The organism is Streptococcus australis ATCC 700641 (assembly GCF_000186465.1).
GTDB classification, from domain to species: domain Bacteria; phylum Bacillota; class Bacilli; order Lactobacillales; family Streptococcaceae; genus Streptococcus; species Streptococcus australis.
Window position 1 is genome coordinate 1390506 of sequence record NZ_GL636091.1, and the last position, 16443, is coordinate 1406948.

Annotated in this window: 21 protein-coding genes and 1 pseudogene; all 22 read left to right on the forward strand. The window is 40.2% G+C overall.

The features are described 5' to 3' along the window. Positions 1 to 21 precede the first annotated feature (21 nt). Positions 22 to 1146, forward strand: coding sequence for a cobalt-precorrin-5B (C(1))-methyltransferase CbiD (gene cbiD / locus HMPREF9421_RS06415; RefSeq protein ID WP_006596201.1), 1125 nt, complete (start codon positions 22 to 24; stop codon positions 1144 to 1146). Continuing rightward, positions 1137 to 1763 (forward strand): cobalt-precorrin-7 (C(5))-methyltransferase, encoded by a 627-nt coding sequence (locus tag HMPREF9421_RS06420; protein WP_006596202.1) that lies wholly within the window; start codon positions 1137 to 1139, stop codon positions 1761 to 1763. Before cbiD ends, HMPREF9421_RS06420 begins: the two co-directional genes overlap by 10 nt. Next, a complete protein-coding gene (locus HMPREF9421_RS06425; RefSeq protein WP_006596203.1) occupies positions 1741 to 2304 on the forward strand; it encodes a decarboxylating cobalt-precorrin-6B (C(15))-methyltransferase in 564 nt (187 codons plus the stop codon). Before HMPREF9421_RS06420 ends, HMPREF9421_RS06425 begins: the two co-directional genes overlap by 23 nt. Positions 2305 to 2308: 4 nt before the next feature. Next, positions 2309 to 3082 (forward strand): cobalt-precorrin-4 methyltransferase, encoded by a 774-nt coding sequence (locus tag HMPREF9421_RS06430; protein WP_006596204.1) that lies wholly within the window; start codon positions 2309 to 2311, stop codon positions 3080 to 3082. After that, the gene (locus HMPREF9421_RS06435; RefSeq protein WP_006596205.1) at positions 3072 to 4130 is read left to right on the forward strand and encodes a cobalt-precorrin 5A hydrolase; all 1059 of its coding nucleotides are present in this window, start codon (positions 3072 to 3074) and stop codon (positions 4128 to 4130) included. The genes HMPREF9421_RS06430 and HMPREF9421_RS06435 overlap by 11 nt, the downstream gene beginning before the upstream one ends. A gap of 25 nt (positions 4131 to 4155) precedes the next feature. After that, the gene (gene cobJ / locus HMPREF9421_RS06440; protein ID WP_006596206.1) at positions 4156 to 4881 is read left to right on the forward strand and encodes a precorrin-3B C(17)-methyltransferase; all 726 of its coding nucleotides are present in this window, start codon (positions 4156 to 4158) and stop codon (positions 4879 to 4881) included. After that, on the forward strand, positions 4878 to 5639 hold the full coding sequence (gene cobK, locus HMPREF9421_RS06445) for a precorrin-6A reductase (RefSeq protein ID WP_006596207.1): 762 nt from the start codon (positions 4878 to 4880) through the stop codon (positions 5637 to 5639). Before cobJ ends, cobK begins: the two co-directional genes overlap by 4 nt. Next, positions 5636 to 7096 carry a uroporphyrinogen-III C-methyltransferase gene (gene cobA, locus HMPREF9421_RS06450; protein ID WP_006596208.1) on the forward strand — a complete coding sequence of 487 codons (1461 nt, stop codon included), beginning with the start codon at positions 5636 to 5638 and terminating at the stop codon, positions 7094 to 7096. The genes cobK and cobA overlap by 4 nt, the downstream gene beginning before the upstream one ends. Continuing rightward, complete coding sequence (locus tag HMPREF9421_RS06455) at positions 7089 to 7856, forward strand: sirohydrochlorin cobaltochelatase (protein WP_006596209.1); 768 nt, start codon at positions 7089 to 7091, stop codon at positions 7854 to 7856. Before cobA ends, HMPREF9421_RS06455 begins: the two co-directional genes overlap by 8 nt. A 10-nt stretch (positions 7857 to 7866) precedes the next feature. Continuing rightward, positions 7867 to 8571, forward strand: a complete 705-nt coding sequence (locus tag HMPREF9421_RS06460) for a cobalt-factor II C(20)-methyltransferase (protein WP_006596210.1) — start codon at positions 7867 to 7869, stop codon at positions 8569 to 8571. Positions 8572 to 8589: 18 nt separating this feature from the next. Then, on the forward strand, positions 8590 to 9318 hold the full coding sequence (locus HMPREF9421_RS06465; protein WP_006596211.1) for an energy-coupling factor ABC transporter permease: 729 nt from the start codon (positions 8590 to 8592) through the stop codon (positions 9316 to 9318). After that, positions 9315 to 9599: an energy-coupling factor ABC transporter substrate-binding protein gene (locus HMPREF9421_RS06470; protein WP_006596212.1), complete on the forward strand. Its 285-nt coding sequence runs from the start codon at positions 9315 to 9317 to the stop codon at positions 9597 to 9599. The genes HMPREF9421_RS06465 and HMPREF9421_RS06470 overlap by 4 nt, the downstream gene beginning before the upstream one ends. 34 nt (positions 9600 to 9633) lie before the next feature. Next, positions 9634 to 10323, forward strand: a complete 690-nt coding sequence (locus HMPREF9421_RS06475) for a CbiQ family ECF transporter T component (protein ID WP_006596213.1) — start codon at positions 9634 to 9636, stop codon at positions 10321 to 10323. Between the two features lie 3 nt (positions 10324 to 10326). Next, positions 10327 to 11142 (forward strand): energy-coupling factor ABC transporter ATP-binding protein, encoded by an 816-nt coding sequence (locus HMPREF9421_RS06480; RefSeq protein ID WP_006596214.1) that lies wholly within the window; start codon positions 10327 to 10329, stop codon positions 11140 to 11142. Next, positions 11127 to 11236, forward strand: a pseudogene (locus HMPREF9421_RS11185) (nucleotide-binding protein); the annotation flags it as partial. The gene HMPREF9421_RS06480 and the pseudogene HMPREF9421_RS11185, both read left to right, overlap by 16 nt. A 151-nt stretch (positions 11237 to 11387) precedes the next feature. Then, complete coding sequence (locus HMPREF9421_RS06485; RefSeq protein WP_006596216.1) at positions 11388 to 12116, forward strand: energy-coupling factor ABC transporter permease; 729 nt, start codon at positions 11388 to 11390, stop codon at positions 12114 to 12116. Further along, positions 12113 to 12397 (forward strand): energy-coupling factor ABC transporter substrate-binding protein, encoded by a 285-nt coding sequence (locus HMPREF9421_RS06490; RefSeq protein ID WP_006596212.1) that lies wholly within the window; start codon positions 12113 to 12115, stop codon positions 12395 to 12397. The genes HMPREF9421_RS06485 and HMPREF9421_RS06490 overlap by 4 nt, the downstream gene beginning before the upstream one ends. Positions 12398 to 12431: 34 nt before the next feature. Beyond that, the gene (locus HMPREF9421_RS06495) at positions 12432 to 13121 is read left to right on the forward strand and encodes a CbiQ family ECF transporter T component (RefSeq protein WP_006596217.1); all 690 of its coding nucleotides are present in this window, start codon (positions 12432 to 12434) and stop codon (positions 13119 to 13121) included. A gap of 4 nt (positions 13122 to 13125) precedes the next feature. Beyond that, a complete protein-coding gene (locus tag HMPREF9421_RS06500; protein WP_040803029.1) occupies positions 13126 to 13941 on the forward strand; it encodes an energy-coupling factor ABC transporter ATP-binding protein in 816 nt (271 codons plus the stop codon). Continuing rightward, a complete protein-coding gene (locus tag HMPREF9421_RS06505) occupies positions 13926 to 15425 on the forward strand; it encodes a cobyric acid synthase (protein ID WP_006596219.1) in 1500 nt (499 codons plus the stop codon). Before HMPREF9421_RS06500 ends, HMPREF9421_RS06505 begins: the two co-directional genes overlap by 16 nt. Continuing rightward, the gene (locus tag HMPREF9421_RS06510; RefSeq protein WP_006596220.1) at positions 15425 to 16009 is read left to right on the forward strand and encodes a cob(I)yrinic acid a,c-diamide adenosyltransferase; all 585 of its coding nucleotides are present in this window, start codon (positions 15425 to 15427) and stop codon (positions 16007 to 16009) included. The genes HMPREF9421_RS06505 and HMPREF9421_RS06510 overlap by 1 nt, the downstream gene beginning before the upstream one ends. 2 nt (positions 16010 to 16011) lie before the next feature. Then, positions 16012 to 16443: a precorrin-2 dehydrogenase/sirohydrochlorin ferrochelatase family protein gene (locus HMPREF9421_RS06515; protein ID WP_006596221.1), complete on the forward strand. Its 432-nt coding sequence runs from the start codon at positions 16012 to 16014 to the stop codon at positions 16441 to 16443.

Sequence of the window (16443 nt, forward strand, 5' to 3'; positions counted from 1 at the left end):
TAGTGAAGGAAATGGAACTATATGGATGATTATGCATATGTCAATGGAAAAAAACTAAGAAAAGGGTTTACTACTGGAACTTGTGCGACAGCAGCGACAGCCGCAGCGATTAGTATGATTCTCAATCAAGATATCGAAGAAAAAGTTACAGTTTCTACGGCCAATGGTGTCGAAGTAACAATGGATATCAAAGATCCTTCTTTTGGTGAACTTACTGCCAGTGCCGCTGTCGAAAAGGATGGTGGTGATGATGCAGATGCGACGCACGGACTCCTGATTTATTCGACAGTGACTCTCTTGCCGGATTCAAACGACATTGAGATCGATGGAGGAGAAGGTGTTGGTCGCGTCACACAAAAAGGACTGAAATGTGATGTTGGGATGGCAGCCATTAACCCAACTCCTCGGGCTATGATTGAAAAAACAGCCCGGCAATTACTTGGTACAAACTGCGGAGCCAAAATTATTATTTCGGTACCGGGTGGAGAAGAAACAGCCAAGTTAACCTATAATTCACGCTTAGGAATTGTAGGTGGAATCTCCATTTTGGGGACGACAGGAATTGTCAATCCTATGTCGGAAGAGAGTTGGAAAGCCTCCATTACGATTGAATTAACCATGTTGTACAATCAAGGCTATCGATCGGTTGTATTAGCACCCGGAAATTATGGCGAGGACTTTGCGACCAATGTGCTGGGAATTCCACCTCATCGAATTGTGAACATGAGTAACTTTGTTGGTCATGTCCTTAAAGAAGTCCAGCGGATTGGCTTTACTCGCGTCCTGATGGTTGGTCACATGGGTAAATTTGTCAAGGTCGCTGGTGGGATTTTCTCAACTCACAGTAAAGACTCAGATGCGCGAATGGAAATCATTATGGCCAATCTAGCCTTGCTGGGTGCTCCAGTTGAACTTCTTGAGAAAGTGGATCAGTGTATTACAACAGATGCAGCTGGGACCTTGATTGAGGAGTATCACTACGAAGAAGTTTATCAAGTGCTGGTGGACAAGATGAAATTCCGTTCGGAGCGGTTGCTGCGGAATCGGAAGCCGGAAGTCAGCATTGATGTAGTAACCTTTGGGACAGAAGCTGGCTATCTAGCTTCAACCCAAACATTAGAAGAAATAGCGGAGGAATGGACGTGATCTATGTAATTGGAATAGGGCCAGGAGCCCCTTCCTTTGGTCTTTTGGGAAGTGAAGAGATCTATCAGAAGGCAGACTATATTCTTGGAAGTGAGCGACATTTAGAAATCCTTCCAGCTACCTATCAAGAAAAAGGAGTTGTACCTCCAAAGAAACTTGCGGAGTTGGCTCAATTAATCGTGTCTTATCCAGAAGATGCAACCATTCTTTATCTAGCATCGGGCGATCCCCTAATCTATGGTTTGGGAAAATGGTTGTCTGAGAAATTTAAAGGGCGCGTGGTGATTCAGCCAGGGATTTCTTCCTTCCAGTATCTCGCGAGCAAAGTCTTTCTCCCTATGAATGATGCCTACTTAACAAGCAGTCATGCAAAAATTCCTGATTTTGATTTCTTGCTTTCTCTACCGAAGGTATTTATGGTGACGGATAAGAAAATTGGTCCCTATGAAATAGCGCAAGAAGTGATGAAACGGGGATTGAAAAAAGTTTTAGTCATTGGTGAAAATCTTAGCTATGAAGATGAAAAAATTGAAATTTTAGCAGAGGACCAAGTGATTGATCGTCAATATGAAATGAATGTGGTGGTGATACTAAATGAAGGATTCGGCATTTATTAGAGCAAAGGTCCCAATGACCAAAGAAGAAGTCAGAGCAATCAGTATTGATAAATTAGACTTACATAAAGCTAAGAGAATGTTGGATGTTGGCTCTGGTACGGGCAGTGTAACGATTCAAGCAGCTGTTTCCTTTCCAAATTTGGAAGTCGTTGCAATTGAACAAAATGAAGATGCTGTTGCCTTGACACAGGAGAATATTGACTACTTTGGCTGTCAGAATATTACTCTAATAAAAGGCAAAGCTCCTGTTGAGCTAGAAGGTCAATTCGATGCGATATTTGTTGGTGGAACCGGGGGCAATATGGCTGAAATCTTTGAGTGGTGTGAACATCTGTTAGTTCCGGGAGGACGTTTTGTGTTAAACTTTATCCTCTTGGAAAATGCTATGGAAGCGATTCAACTTGCTGAAGAGATGGAATGTCAAGACTTAGACGTCGTATCCATTCAAGCAAGCAGATGGTCTGCCCTAGGAAAAGGGCATTATTTCAAACAGCAAAACCCTACGATTATTGTTTCAGCTGTGAAACCAGAAAGGAAATAAAGGTATGTCAATTGTACATTTTGTAGGCGCAGGACCTGGTGATGTGGAGCTCATTACCCTAAAAGGTTATCGAAAATTATCCCAAGCGGATGTGGTCATTTATGCGGGTTCCCTCGTGAATCCTGATCTTCTTCAATATTGTAAGGAAGGTGCGGAGATTCATGATAGCGCGTCTATGCATTTGATGGAAATTATCGATGTCATGGAAGAAGCAGTGAAAGCTGGAAAAGACGTCGTTCGCTTACAAACAGGCGATTTCTCTATCTATGGTTCTATTCGTGAGCAAACAGAAGAGATGAAGAAGAGAGGAATTGAGTTTGACTGTATTCCTGGGGTGAGCTCTTTCCTAGGAGCTGCCTCAAGTATTGGAACAGAATATACGGTCCCTGAAGTCTCTCAAAGTGTGATTATCACTCGCATGGCCGGACGGACCCCTGTTCCTGAACGAGAATCCCTCCGAAGCTATGCTCAGCACAGAACTTCTATGGCCATTTTCTTATCTGTACAGGGGATTGAAAAAGTGGTGGCTGAATTGGTTGAGGGTGGCTATCCAATAGAAACACCTGTCGCAGTAATCTATAAGGCAACTTGGCCAGATGAACGCAAGGTCTTTGGGACATTGGAGACCATTGCTGAGAAGGTTAAAGAAGCTAAAATTAGAAAAACTGCCTTGATTTTAGTTGGAGATTTCTTAGGTGAAGAGTTTTACTACTCTAAACTCTATCACGAAGATTTTCACCATGAATTCCGTAAAGGATTGAGTTCGCATGCTAAATGATTCCCCTCGTTACGCCATTGTGGCGGTTACTAACAACGCAAAAAATCTCGGACTAGAGCTCAAGGAAAAACTTGGGATTGATTGTCCGGTCTATACCACTGTGAAAATCGCTGACTCTCGGACGGTACCGATTGAAGGACGTGTCATTGAAGGACTTCGGACGGTATTCCAAGAAGTGGATGTCTTGATTTGTATCATGGCGATTGGTGCGGTTGTCAGAGGCATTGCTCCCGTTATTAAAGACAAAACAACAGATCCTGCTGTGATCGTGATGGATGAAAAAGCCAATCATGTGATTAGTTTATTGAGTGGTCACTTAGGTGGGGCCAATCAGGTTACTCTTAAAATTGCTGAATTATTAGATTCAAATCCAGTGATCACGACTGCAACAGATACACAAAATGTTGTAGCCTTGGATAATATTGCGAAAGAAGTAAATGGGTGGCGGGAAGAATTGCGCCACTTAGTGAAAGTATTTAATTCTTATCTAGCAAATAAAGACTGTGTCTATTTTTATCAAGAAAAGCCTTGGGTGTCTGACCTGAGAGGTCTAACAGTGATTGAAGAATATCAGATTCAGGAAGTCCTTGCTACTAAGAGCCCATTTATTTGGTTAACCTCTCAAGCAGTTGAGGTTGACGAAGAAGTGGTAGCCCTGATTCATCCAAAACCCTATGTTTTAGGAGTTGGAGCAAAGAAGGATCTTCCACCTTCCACATTTATGGAATCTTTTCGTGCCTTTTGTGAACAAGAGGGAATTTCCGGTTCAGAAATCGCAAAAATTGCTAGTATTGATGTCAAGAAAAATGAACAGGCAATACTAGAATTAGCCCAACAACTTGACTGTCCTTTCCACACATACTCTAAAGAGGAGTTGTTAGTGGTGGCGGATAAATATCCGCAATCGGAATTTGTCAAGAAGACTGTTGGGGTTGGTAGTGTGGCGCTTGCTAGTGCAGACCTTGCAAGTAAAGGAAATGTGCTGACCCAACGGTTCGCACAAAATAGTGCAACATTTGCACTTGGTAAATTAGTTAACAATTATTAAATATTAAATTTAAGGAGAAATACATATGTTATACGTTATTGGACTTGGCCCAGGTAAAGAAGAATTGATGTCTCAAGAGGCATTGGAAGCAATCAAGGATTGTGAAATTATTGTAGGGTATTCTACCTACATGCGTTTGATCAAAGATCTTGTAAAAGATAAAGAAATGGTTGCGACTGGGATGCGTCATGAAATTGAACGCTGTCAAAAAGCCATTGATCTAGCTCACGAAACTGAAAAAAATGTTGGGGTTGTTTCGAGTGGGGATGCCGGTGTCTATGGGATGGCTGGTTTGATTCTTGAGTTATTAGAAGAGAACGATACGCTTGAAGTGAAGGTTGTACCAGGAATTACAGCAAGCCTTGGGGCAGCTGCAGTGATGGGAGCACCTCTCATGAACGACTTCTGTCATATTTCCCTTAGTGACTTGATGACTCCATGGGAAATGATTGAAAAACGTCTTCATGCAGCAGCACAAGGTGACTTTGTCGTTTGTCTATATAATCCAAGAAGTAAAGGTCGTCCAGAGCACTTAGCAAGAGCACTTGAAATTATGTCTGAATACAAAGCCAAAGATACGATTGTTGGTATCGGTAAGGATATCGGACGTAAGGAAGAACAAATTGTGCTTACTACGATTGAAGACTTGGATGAAACTCTTGTAGACATGACTACAATTGTCATTGTTGGAAACAAAGAGACTTATGTAAAAAATGGACGCATGATCACACCTCGAGGATATACACTATGATGAAACTACTTTTCGGTGGAACAGCTGAAAGTACAGAGATTCTTGAATTCCTCTCGCAACAGAATATCCCGGTGACTACCTCTGTTGTGTCGGATTATGGCCGCCATTTAGCTTCTAAATTTGGGCAGGACGTGGTCCAAGGAAGAATGACAGCTGACCAAATGGTTGCTTTCATCAAAGAGAATGACGTTGATGAAATTATTGATGCTTCGCATCCCTTTGCGGATATTGTCTCTCAAGAAGCGATGAAAGCAGCCAATCAGGCGGGAATTCCATATGTGCGCTTTGAAAGACAAGCCACCATCGACTTATCGGGTGCTACTGTTGTCCATTCGACAGAAGAAGCCATTGAATACATCAAAGGGAAAGAGTATAAAACAGTCTACTTAGGTACTGGGAGCAAAACTTTGCCATTATTTGTCCATGGTTTACCAGAGTCGCGTATTGTGGTTCGTGTTCTTCCGACTTCAGAAGTTCTAAAAGGTTGTGAAGAGTTGGGACTTGTTCCGGATCAAATTGATGCGATTAAGGCTCCTTTCTCTAAAGAGTGCAACAAAGAATTGCTGGCTCGCTCGAAAGCGGAAGTATTTGTTTCCAAAGAAAGTGGAAGTATTGGTGGGATTCGGGAAAAAATCGAAGGCTGTCAAGAACTAGGAATGGATTGTGTGATTATTTCACGACCTATTGTCAACTATCCTAAAGTAGTGTCAACTATTGAGGAATTGGAGACCCATTTAAAGAAAGAGGTGAATGGATGAGCGGCTTTGTTAGTTTAGTAGGCGCGGGTCCAGGGGATGAAGAATTAATCTCTATTAAAGGAGCACGGAGACTAGAAGAGGCGGATGTTCTAATCTATGACCGCTTAGTGAATCCCATGCTTCTGACCTACACAAAAGCGAACTGTGAAAAGATCTATGTTGGTAAGATCCCTAATCAACCATGTGTTTCTCAAGAAAAAATTGAAGAAGTCTTGGTTGCAAAAGCCAAAGAAGGGAAAAAAGTTGTTCGCCTAAAAAGTGGCGATCCCTATATCTTTGGCCGAGGAGGAGAGGAAGCTCAAACTCTTATCCAAGAAGGAATTCCCTTTGAAGTTGTACCAGGAATTACCTCTGCTATTGCTGGCCTTGCCTATGCAGGGATCCCTATGACCTTTAGAAATATCGCGACTAGCTTTCATGTCTTTACTGGGCATCTACAAGATGCCAGTGAAGCACTGAACTGGGATGCTATTTCCCACTTAAAAGGAACTCTAGTCTTCCTCATGGGAATGAAAAACTTGCAGACCATTTGTGAGGAATTGATGGTTCGTGGCTACGATAAGGAAACTCCGGTTGCGATTATCGAATGGGCTACTCATCCTCAACAACGTTCTATTGATGGAAAATTAGAGACCATTGTTGAACTGGCTGAAAAACTCCAGATGAAAGCACCAAGTTTAATTGTGATTGGGGACGTTGTTGCCTTCCGTGAGGAATTAAACTACCATGAAAAACTGCCTTTGTTCAGTCGAACTGTTTTGGTGCAAGAAACTCCTAATGCCAAGCTTCCTAAACTCTTGAAGGATGCTGGGGCGACAGTGTATGCTTTTCAGTCACCAACTAAATTGCTTGCAAAAGAACTGCAACTTCCCCAACTTTCTAGTATTGACGGTTTAGTAGTGACAGATCCAAGCTCTTGGAATTTCTTTGTTTCCTATTTGCAACAAGAGGATCTGGATATTCGGAGTCTCAGCCATCTGAAGATTGTAGCAAGTGGTCATCATACCATCAAGACCATTAAAGAAGCAGGAATTCGCCTGTATGATCAAATCAATGATTTCGCAGAAGAAAATTTTGTAAAACAGATGAGGGAGCAAGAAGGAAACTGGATCACTCTCACTTCTGATATTAAGGAAAAAGCAGTAGCAGAAGCTTTGCCTTTCCCAATCCACACCACTCATTCTGTAGCCTTTGAAAGTGAATCTTTCTCTTATCATGCAGAGGATATCCAGCTGATCTGTTTGCCAAACTCTGCTGCAGCTTACCACTTTGTTTTGATGGCAGAGAAAACCCAAGAGAATTGGAAAGAGAAACCAATTGTCATTATGGGAGACAATACTAGGTCTGTATTGGAAAAAGCTGGCTATCATCAGTTGATTGAAACAGAAGTGAGAACCTTAAAATCGGTTTGTGAAGCTTGCCAAACTTTTTTTAGAAGGGAAAGTGAAAATGACTAAAGCGATTATTGTTGTCAGTTTCGGAACAACCTATCCTGAAACACGAAAGAAAACGATTCAAGCCTGTGAAGAAACCATTCAACAGCGATTCCCAGATTTTCAGGTCCACCGTGCCTTCACTTCGAATGTTGTCATTAAGCGCATTAAAGAAAATGAAGGAATCTCAGTTCCAACTGTGAACCAATTATTGGAACAATTGAAAAAGGATGGTGTCAAGGAAGTTTATATTCAACCACTCCACATTATCTTGGGAAGTGAATATGAAAAAGTGGTTCACCAAGCCAACCAGTTTAAAGAAGATTTTGAACTTCTAAAAATCGGGAAACCTCTTCTTTTTAGTGAAGAAGATTATGAAAATGTTGCAAATATCCTTGTAAAAGAATACAATAATAATGATGTAGATGAAGCAACCATCCTAATGGGACATGGTAGTCAGCATTATGCCTTTACTGCCTACGCCGCTTTGGATCATATGTTGACGGATGAAGCTGTCTATATCGGTTGTGTCGAGTCTTATCCTCCGGTAGAGTTACTTGAAAAACGTCTAGAAGCTAAAGGCATTAAAAAAGTTCACCTTGCTCCCTTTATGTTAGTGGCTGGGGATCATGCGACAAATGATTTGTGTTCGGATGAAGAAGGATCATGGAAGCACTTCTTTACAGAAAAAGGATACCAAGTAGAGACACACTTGATTGGACTTGGTGAATACCCAAGTGTTCAAGAACTCTATGTTCAACACCTAGAAAAAATTATTCAATAGGAGGTCAAAAATGGCAACATTTTACGGTATTGGGATTGGTCCAGGAGACAGTGAGCTCGTAACCGTTAAAGCTAAAAATATTTTGGAAACCTTGGATATTTTATACACTCCAGAAGCCAAACGCGGCTCCAAGAGTGTGGCATTGACGATTGCGAGTCCCTATGTCAGCGATCAACTTGAGATTAAACAACGCCATTTTCCAATGGTTCGTTCGCTAGAAAAGAAAGAACCTCAATGGGAACAAATTGCTGCTGAAATTGTAGAAGATGTAAAGGCTGGGAAGAATGTTGGCTTTATCACATTAGGGGATCCGATGGTCTATAGTACCTATAGTTACCTCTTGAGACTAATTGGGAATAGCATTGATACCCAAACCATTCCTGGGATTACCTCATTTGGTAGCATGGCTTCTGTTTTGGGCCAACCGTTGACCATGGATGAAGAGTCCTTTGCAGTTGTTCCTGCTACAGCAGATGCGGATAAGATTGACCAAGCACTGGCGATTCATGATACAGTTGTGATTATGAAAGTGGCCAATCATTTGGATGTGATTCTTCCCTTGTTGGAGAAGTACGACCTGATTGAAAAAACATTTTTAGTCAGTCATGCCTCTACTGAAAAGCAAAGGATTTTGTACGGAGTATCGGACTTAACAGTCGATGATAGATTGGATTATTTTACAACGTTATTAGTAAAAAAAAGCCCCTTGGGGTAAGAAAAGAGGAATTCTATTATGAAACGTAATAATAAAATGCTAGCAATTGCTATCCTAGCTTTGCTGATTATTTTTAGACCTCAACCGGTCGCTGCCATGCATATTATGGAAGGCTATCTACCTTTAGTATGGTGTATTGTCTGGTTCTTGCTATTTTTACCATTCTTCATTTTTGGATTGGTCAAAATTAAGAAGATTATTTCAAAAGATCCAAATTCAAAAACCATGTTGGCCTTATCCGGTGCCTTTATCTTTATCTTATCCTCATTGAAGATCCCTTCAGTAACAGGATCTAGCTCTCACCCAACCGGCGTTGGTTTGGGAACTGCTATGTTTGGGCCATCTGTTATTAGTGTACTAGGAACGATTTGTTTGCTGTTCCAAGCTCTTCTTTTAGCCCATGGTGGTTTGACAACCCTTGGAGCCAATGCTTTTTCAATGGCAGTAGTTGGTCCTTTTGTCGGATTTGCAGTTTATAAATTCAGTCGTTCTTTGAAACTATCTAAACCAATCTCACTCTTCTTGTGTGCGATGATTGCTGACTTAGCAACATACGCAACAACTTCCCTTCAACTTGGATTGGTCTTCCCAGATCCAACTACTGGATTTGTGGGTTCAACCATTAAGTTCTTAGGAGTCTTTCTGATTACGCAAATTCCAATTGCCATTGTAGAAGGATTGCTTACTGTTATCTTCTATAACCTGATTTCTGAAAATGCGACAGAAAGAGAGGGGCTCTTCCTATGAAAAAACAAAAAAATCTTTTGTTATTAGCTGCCATTGTTGTGATTATTGTCGGTGCTTTCTTATTTGCGCCTAAGGGAGTAGAATATAGTGGTACGGATGATGCTGCAGAAAATGCGATTTCTACTATCCAGAAAGATTATGAACCATGGTTCTCACCCTTGTTCGAACCACCAGGATCAGAAGTTGAAAGCTTGCTCTTTACCCTTCAAGGTAGTATCGGTGCGGGGATTATCTTTTATGTCATCGGTTACCAAAGAGGAAAAAAACATCAAGAAAAATAATTTAGTTTATTAAGTATTTGTATGGGAGGAAACTATGTTTGTGATTGATCGCTATGCTTATAACAACCGTTGGACTGCAGTTCCAGTGCTGCATAAATTTATTTTATATGTTTTATTGATGGTTATCTCGTTCTCTGGTTTCCTTCCTTTACAAATTTTGTTAATAGTTGTAATGGTACCTCTGACTTGCTATATTGCCAAAATTCCAGTTTTTAAATACTTAGGCTGGTTTCGTTACCCATCGATTTTTATCTTATTGAGTATGGCAACCTTTGTTTTCAGCTATGGTGAAAATAGTCATCAGTTTTTAATGGCCATCCCTGTAGGAAGCAATGGCTATTTTGGTATTTTCCATGCTTCGGCAAAACAAGTGCTTCCTATTATGATGAGAATATACTGTTCTTTAATTTCAAGCTATTTTATGGCTTTAACCATTCCCTTTAATCAAATGATGAAGCTTTTTAAGAGTCTCCATTTGCCAGATATTCTAATGGAATTAATCGTCCTCATGTATCGCTTTATCTTTTTAGTCTTAATCGAATTTTTGACCATTCGAGATACCTTAGATTTGAAATTTTCATTTGTCAATAAGAAAAAAAGTTATCTTGGCTGGGGAAGATTAGCCAATACCTTGTTTGTGAAATTATTGGCTGACAATCAACGGTTAAATGATGTCTTAACCCTGAAATTTGCTCAAGCTAAAGAAATTGATGAAGAGGAATAAAAAATGTTAAAATTAGAGAATATTACAGTTTTATTTGATGATTTGAAAGCTGTGGACCATGTGAATATGGAATTCATGGAAGGAAAGATCACTGGAATTATTGGAACCAATGGTTCAGGGAAATCTACCCTGATGAAGGTGATGACCAAACTGCTCAAGCCCCAAGAAGGCAGTGTGAGTTTGGATAATCAGGTCATTCAAGATAAGAAGAAAGCTTTGTTTGCTTACCGGCAAGAAGTCAATATGGTCTTTCAAAATCCGGAGCAACAATTGTTTTATACCATTGCAAAAGATGATATTGGCATGGCATTAGAGAATTTAGGATACTCCAAAGAGGAGTGTGAGAAACGGGTTCAAGAAGCCATTGAACTGATGGATATCGAAGAGTTGCAGGATCGACCGGTGCAATATTTGAGTTACGGCCAAAAGAAAAAAGTAGCCATTGCGGGGATGTTAGCTCTCAAACCACGTTTTCTATTGTTAGACGAGCCGACTGCTGGATTGGATCCTAAAGGGCGGGACCAAATGGCCATAATTATGAAAAAACTAGTTTCCAATGGAACCAGCATTATTGTTACCAGCCACGACATGGATCTCATGTATGACTGTTGTGACTATGCCTACCTCATCAAGAAAGGCAAGATTATGACTCAAGGGACAAAATATGAAGTGTTCCAGGAGGAAAAGTTGTTGTTGGATGCTGGACTTTCTGTCCCATGGATTGTCAAACTTCATCAGGCAATCCAGACACCCCTTGTTGAAAATGAAGAGATTCTATTTGAGCAGTTGAAAGAAGGATACCTATGGCAAAATCGTTAATGATTCAGGGAACAGCTTCAGATGCTGGTAAAAGTTTAATTGCCGAGGGCTTTGCCGTATTTTAAAGCAAGATGGCTACACGGTCGTTCCATATTGAAAAAACTTTTTTAGTCAGTCGTGCCTCTACTGAAAAGCAAAGAATTTTGTACGGAGTGTCGGACTTAACAGTCGATGACAAATTGGATTATTTTACAACCCTATTGGTTAAGAAACATCCATTAGGGTAATGAAAAAGGAGTGATATTATGAAACAACGTAAAAAAATGATAGCAATTGCTCTTTTAGTATTGCTACTTATCTTTAGACCTCAACCTGTATCTGCTATGCACATTATGGAAGGCTATCTCCCATTAGTATGGTGTATTGTTTGGTTCTTGTTATTTTTACCATTTTTCATTTTAGGTTTGATAAAAATTAAGAAGATTGTTTCAAAAGATCCAAATTCAAAAACCATGTTGGCCTTATCCGGTGCCTTTATCTTTATCTTATCCTCATTGAAGATCCCTTCAGTAACAGGATCTAGCTCTCACCCAACCGGTGTTGGTTTGGGAACTGCTATGTTTGGGCCATCTGTTATTAGTGTACTAGGAACCATTTGTTTGTTGTTCCAAGCTCTTCTTTTAGCCCATGGTGGTTTGACAACCCTTGGTGCCAATGCTTTTTCAATGGCTGTAGTTGGTCCTTTTGTCGGATTTGCAGTTTATAAATTCAGTCGTTCTTTGAAACTATCTAAACCAGTCTCACTCTTCTTGTGTGCGATGATTGCAGATTTAGCGACTTACGCAACAACTTCCCTTCAACTTGGATTGGTCTTCCCGGATCCAACCACTGGATTTGTAGGGTCAACCATTAAGTTCTTAGGAGTCTTTCTAATTACGCAAATTCCAATTGCCATTGTAGAAGGACTACTTACAGTTATCTTCTATAACTTGATTTCTGAAAATGCGACAGAAAGAGAGGGGCTCTTCCTATGAAAAAACAAAAAAATCTTTTGTTATTAGCTGCCATTGTTGTGATTATTGTCGGTGCTTTCTTATTTGCTCCTAAGGGAGTAGAATATAGTGGTACGGATGATGCTGCAGAAAATGCGATTTCTACTATCCAGAAAGATTATGAACCATGGTTCTCACCTTTGTTTGAACCACCAGGATCAGAAGTTGAAAGCTTGCTCTTTACCCTTCAAGGTAGTATCGGTGCGGGGATTATCTTTTATGTCATCGGTTACCAAAGAGGAAAAAAACATCAAGAAAAATAATTTAGTTTATTAAGTATTTGTATGGGAGGAAACTATGTTTGTGATTGATCGCTATGCTTATAACAACCGTTGGACTGCAGTTCCAGTGCTGCATAAGTTCAGTTTGTATATTTTGTTAATGGTCATTTCTTTCTCTGGTTTCCTCCCCTTACAAATTCTACTAATTGCTATCATTGTCCCCTTGACGTGTTATATTGCTAGACTTCCTATTTTAAAATACTTGAGCTGGTTTCGCTATCCATCTATTTTCATTTTATTAAGTATGGCGACTTTTGTCATTAGCTATGGTGAAAATAGTCATCAGTTTTTAATGGCCATTCCAGTTGGAAGTCATGGCTATTTAGGAGTTTTTCATTCTTCTGCTAAACAAGTTAGACCAATTGTTATGAGAATTTACTGTTCTTTAATTTCAACCTATTTTATGGCTTTAACCATTCCCTTTAACCAGATGATGAAGCTTTGTAAAACCCTTCATTTGCCGGCTATCTTAATGGAATTAATCGTTCTTATGTATCGCTTTATCTTTCTAGTCTTAATCGAATTTTTAACCATTCGAGATACCTTAGATTTGAAGTTTTCATTTGTCAATAAGAAAAAAAGTTATCTTGGCTGGGGAAGATTAGCCAATACCTTGTTTGTGAAATTATTGGCTGACAATCAACGGTTAAATGAGGTCTTAAGCTTAAAATTTGCGCAAGCTAAAGAACTCGATGAGGAGGAATAAAAATATGTTGAAATTAGAGAATATTACGGTTTTGTTTGATGATTTAAAAGCCTTAGAACATGTGAATATGGAGTTCATGGAAGGTAAAATTACCGGGATCATTGGTACCAATGGTTCAGGGAAATCTACCTTGATGAAGGTGATGACCAAACTGCTTAAACCCCAAGAAGGTAGTGTTTATTTGGATCAGCAGCTCATTCAAGACAAAAAGAAAGATTTATTTTCCTATCGACAAGAAGTCAATATGGTCTTTCAAAATCCGGAACAACAACTGTTTTATACCATTGCCAAAGATGACATCGGCATGGCATTAGAGAATTTGGGGTATCCGGAAGAAGAGTGCGAAAAACGAGTGCGAGAAGCCATTGAGTTAATGGATATCAAAGAGTTGCAGGACCGTCCGGTACAATACTTGAGTTATGGCCAAAAGAAAAAAGTTGCTATTGCAGGAATGTTGGCCCTCAAACCACGATTTTTGCTCTTAGATGAGCCGACCGCTGGATTGGATCCTAAAGGGCGGGACCAAATGGCCATGATTATGAAAAAACTAGTTTCTAACGGAACGAGCATTATTGTTACCAGCCACGACATGGATCTTATGTATGATTGTTGTGATTATGCTTACCTGATTAAAAAAGGAAAAATCATGACCCAAGGGACGAAATACGAAGTATTTCAAAAAGAAGAGATTCTACTGGATGCAGGCCTTTCGGTCCCATGGATTGTCAAACTCCATCAGGCCATCCAAACACCTTTAGTCGAAAATGAAGAAATTCTGTTTGAACAGTTGAAAGAAGGATATCTATGGCAAAATCATTAATGATTCAGGGGACGGCTTCCGATGCAGGTAAAAGTTTAATTGCCGCGGGTTTGTGTCGTATTTTAAAACAAGATGGTTACACAGTTGTTCCCTTTAAATCCCAAAATATGGCTTTAAATTCTTTTATCACCAAAAAAGGATTTGAGATGGGGAGAGCTCAGGTCGTACAAGCAGAAGCCGCAGGTATCGATCCAGATGTTCGCATGAATCCTGTCCTACTGAAACCAACTTCGGATCGTAAATCCCAAGTTGTTTTTATGGGCAAAGTCCTTAAAGATATGGATGCGGTGGATTACCATGAATTTAAGCAGGAGTTACTGCCTAAAATCAAAGAAGTCTATCAAGAACTAGACCAGGAATACGACGCCATTATCCTAGAAGGTGCGGGTAGTCCAGCAGAAATCAACTTAAACGAACGCGATATCGTCAATATGGGAATGGCGCGTCTGGTTGATGCTCCGGTCATCTTAGTTGCTGATATTGACAAGGGAGGAGTATTTGCCTCTATTTATGGTACAATCGAATTAATGCCAGAAGAGGACCGAAAACGGATCAAAGGGGTTCTGATCAATAAATTTAGGGGAGATGTTGCCCTCCTTCAATCTGGAATCGATATGATCGAAGAGCTTACCCACGTGCCTGTCCTAGGTGTGGTCCCTTATGCAGATATCGATATTGATAGTGAGGATAGTGTCGCTTTAGGTAGTAAAGGACGCAGCTTTAATCATGAAAAAGACCTGGATGTGGCCATTATCACCCTAAAACGCATCTCCAACTTCACAGATTTTCATAGTTTGGAAATTCAACCGGACGTTTCAGTTCGTTATGTCATGCCAGGGGATGCCATTGGAAATCCGGATCTCTTGATTCTACCTGGAAGCAAAAATACTATCGAAGATATGCAAGTTCTCCAAGATTCAGGGATTGTTGATGAAATCCGTCAGTGCGCTGATCAGGGTATTCGCATTTTTGGAATTTGTGGGGGCTTCCAACTTTTAGGAAAGAAAATTTCAGATCCAAACCATGTCGAATCAGAATTGGATGAAATTGAAGGATTGGGACTTCTTGATGTTGAAACCCAGATGCAAGGAACCAAACGCACCACTCAAGTTCAAGCAGAACATGAGGGGCAACTCTTGGAAGGTTACGAAATCCATATGGGAGAAACTGAAATTTCAGATCAGGTATCGCCTTTTTCTCGCATTGTTCTTCAGAATGGCGAAGAGACTAGTAGGTATGATGGTGCCGTTTCACCAGATAAACGAATCCAAGGAACCTATCTTCACGGAGTTTTTGATAATTCTCAATGGACGCGCGATTATTTGAACCAAATCCGCCTGGAAAAGGGCTTGGAACCTATCACAGATCAGGCGATTGATCTCAAAGAATTTAAGGATTTGCAATATGATAAACTGGCAGCAGTTATTCGTGATGCAGTCGATATGAAAAAGATTTACCAGATTATGAACGGAGAAGAGCTTTAATGAGAATTTACACAAAGTATGGGGATAAAGGGTTTACCCGACTATATGGTGGGGATCGTGTGTCTAAAACACATATTCGTGTGGAGGCATACGGGACCATGGATGAATTGTGTTCTCAAGTTGGCTACCTGGTATCTGAAATGAAGGAATACAAAGAATTAGATGATATCAGAGAAGAATGTGAAGAGATTCAGCAACATTTATTTGACTGTGGAAGCGATCTTGCTACTCCTAGAGAATTGAGACCATACAAACAAAAGGAATCAGATATTACCTTCCTAGAAGAAAAAATGGATGCTTATATGCACATTCCAGAAAAGATTGATCGCTTCATTATTCCTGGCGGCCATCGGATCGCCAGTCTCTGTCATGTTGCTCGTACTATGACCCGTCGATTGGAGCGAAAAATGGTTGCTGTCATTGAAGCAGATGAAATGGTCAATGAAGTCGGCTTGATCTATATCAATCGCTTGTCAGATTACTTCTTTGTCATAGCTCGCTTGGTCAACCATCGCCTAGAAGTCAAAGATACAGTCTATAAACGAAGTGCTAAGATTTTTAGAGAAAGAAAAGAGGGAGAATAGTCATGTATCCTGTCATGATGAATATCCAAAATAAACCAGTCGTCATTATTGGTGGGGGAAAAGTAGCAGCCCGCAAGATTAAGACTTTGTTGTCAGAAGGGGCCAAGGTTACAGTCATTAGTCCTGAAATCAATGAAGTGATTCCTAAATCGCAGGTTGAATGGATTCAAAGAAGCTACCAAACTGGGGATTTGGAAGGGGCAAAATTGGTATTTGCCTGCACAGATAACCAGGAAGTCAATAAAAAAGTGATGGAAGAGGCGCACCCTAGTCAGTTCGTGAATAATACAGGGGATAAGAAAAATTCCGACTTTTATAATGTTGCAATTGCATCAAATAATGAATTATCCGTCATGATTTCTACCAATGGTTTATCTCCATCGCGCTCAAAAGAAGTTAGAAAAAAGATAGAACAACTTTTAGATCAATTATAA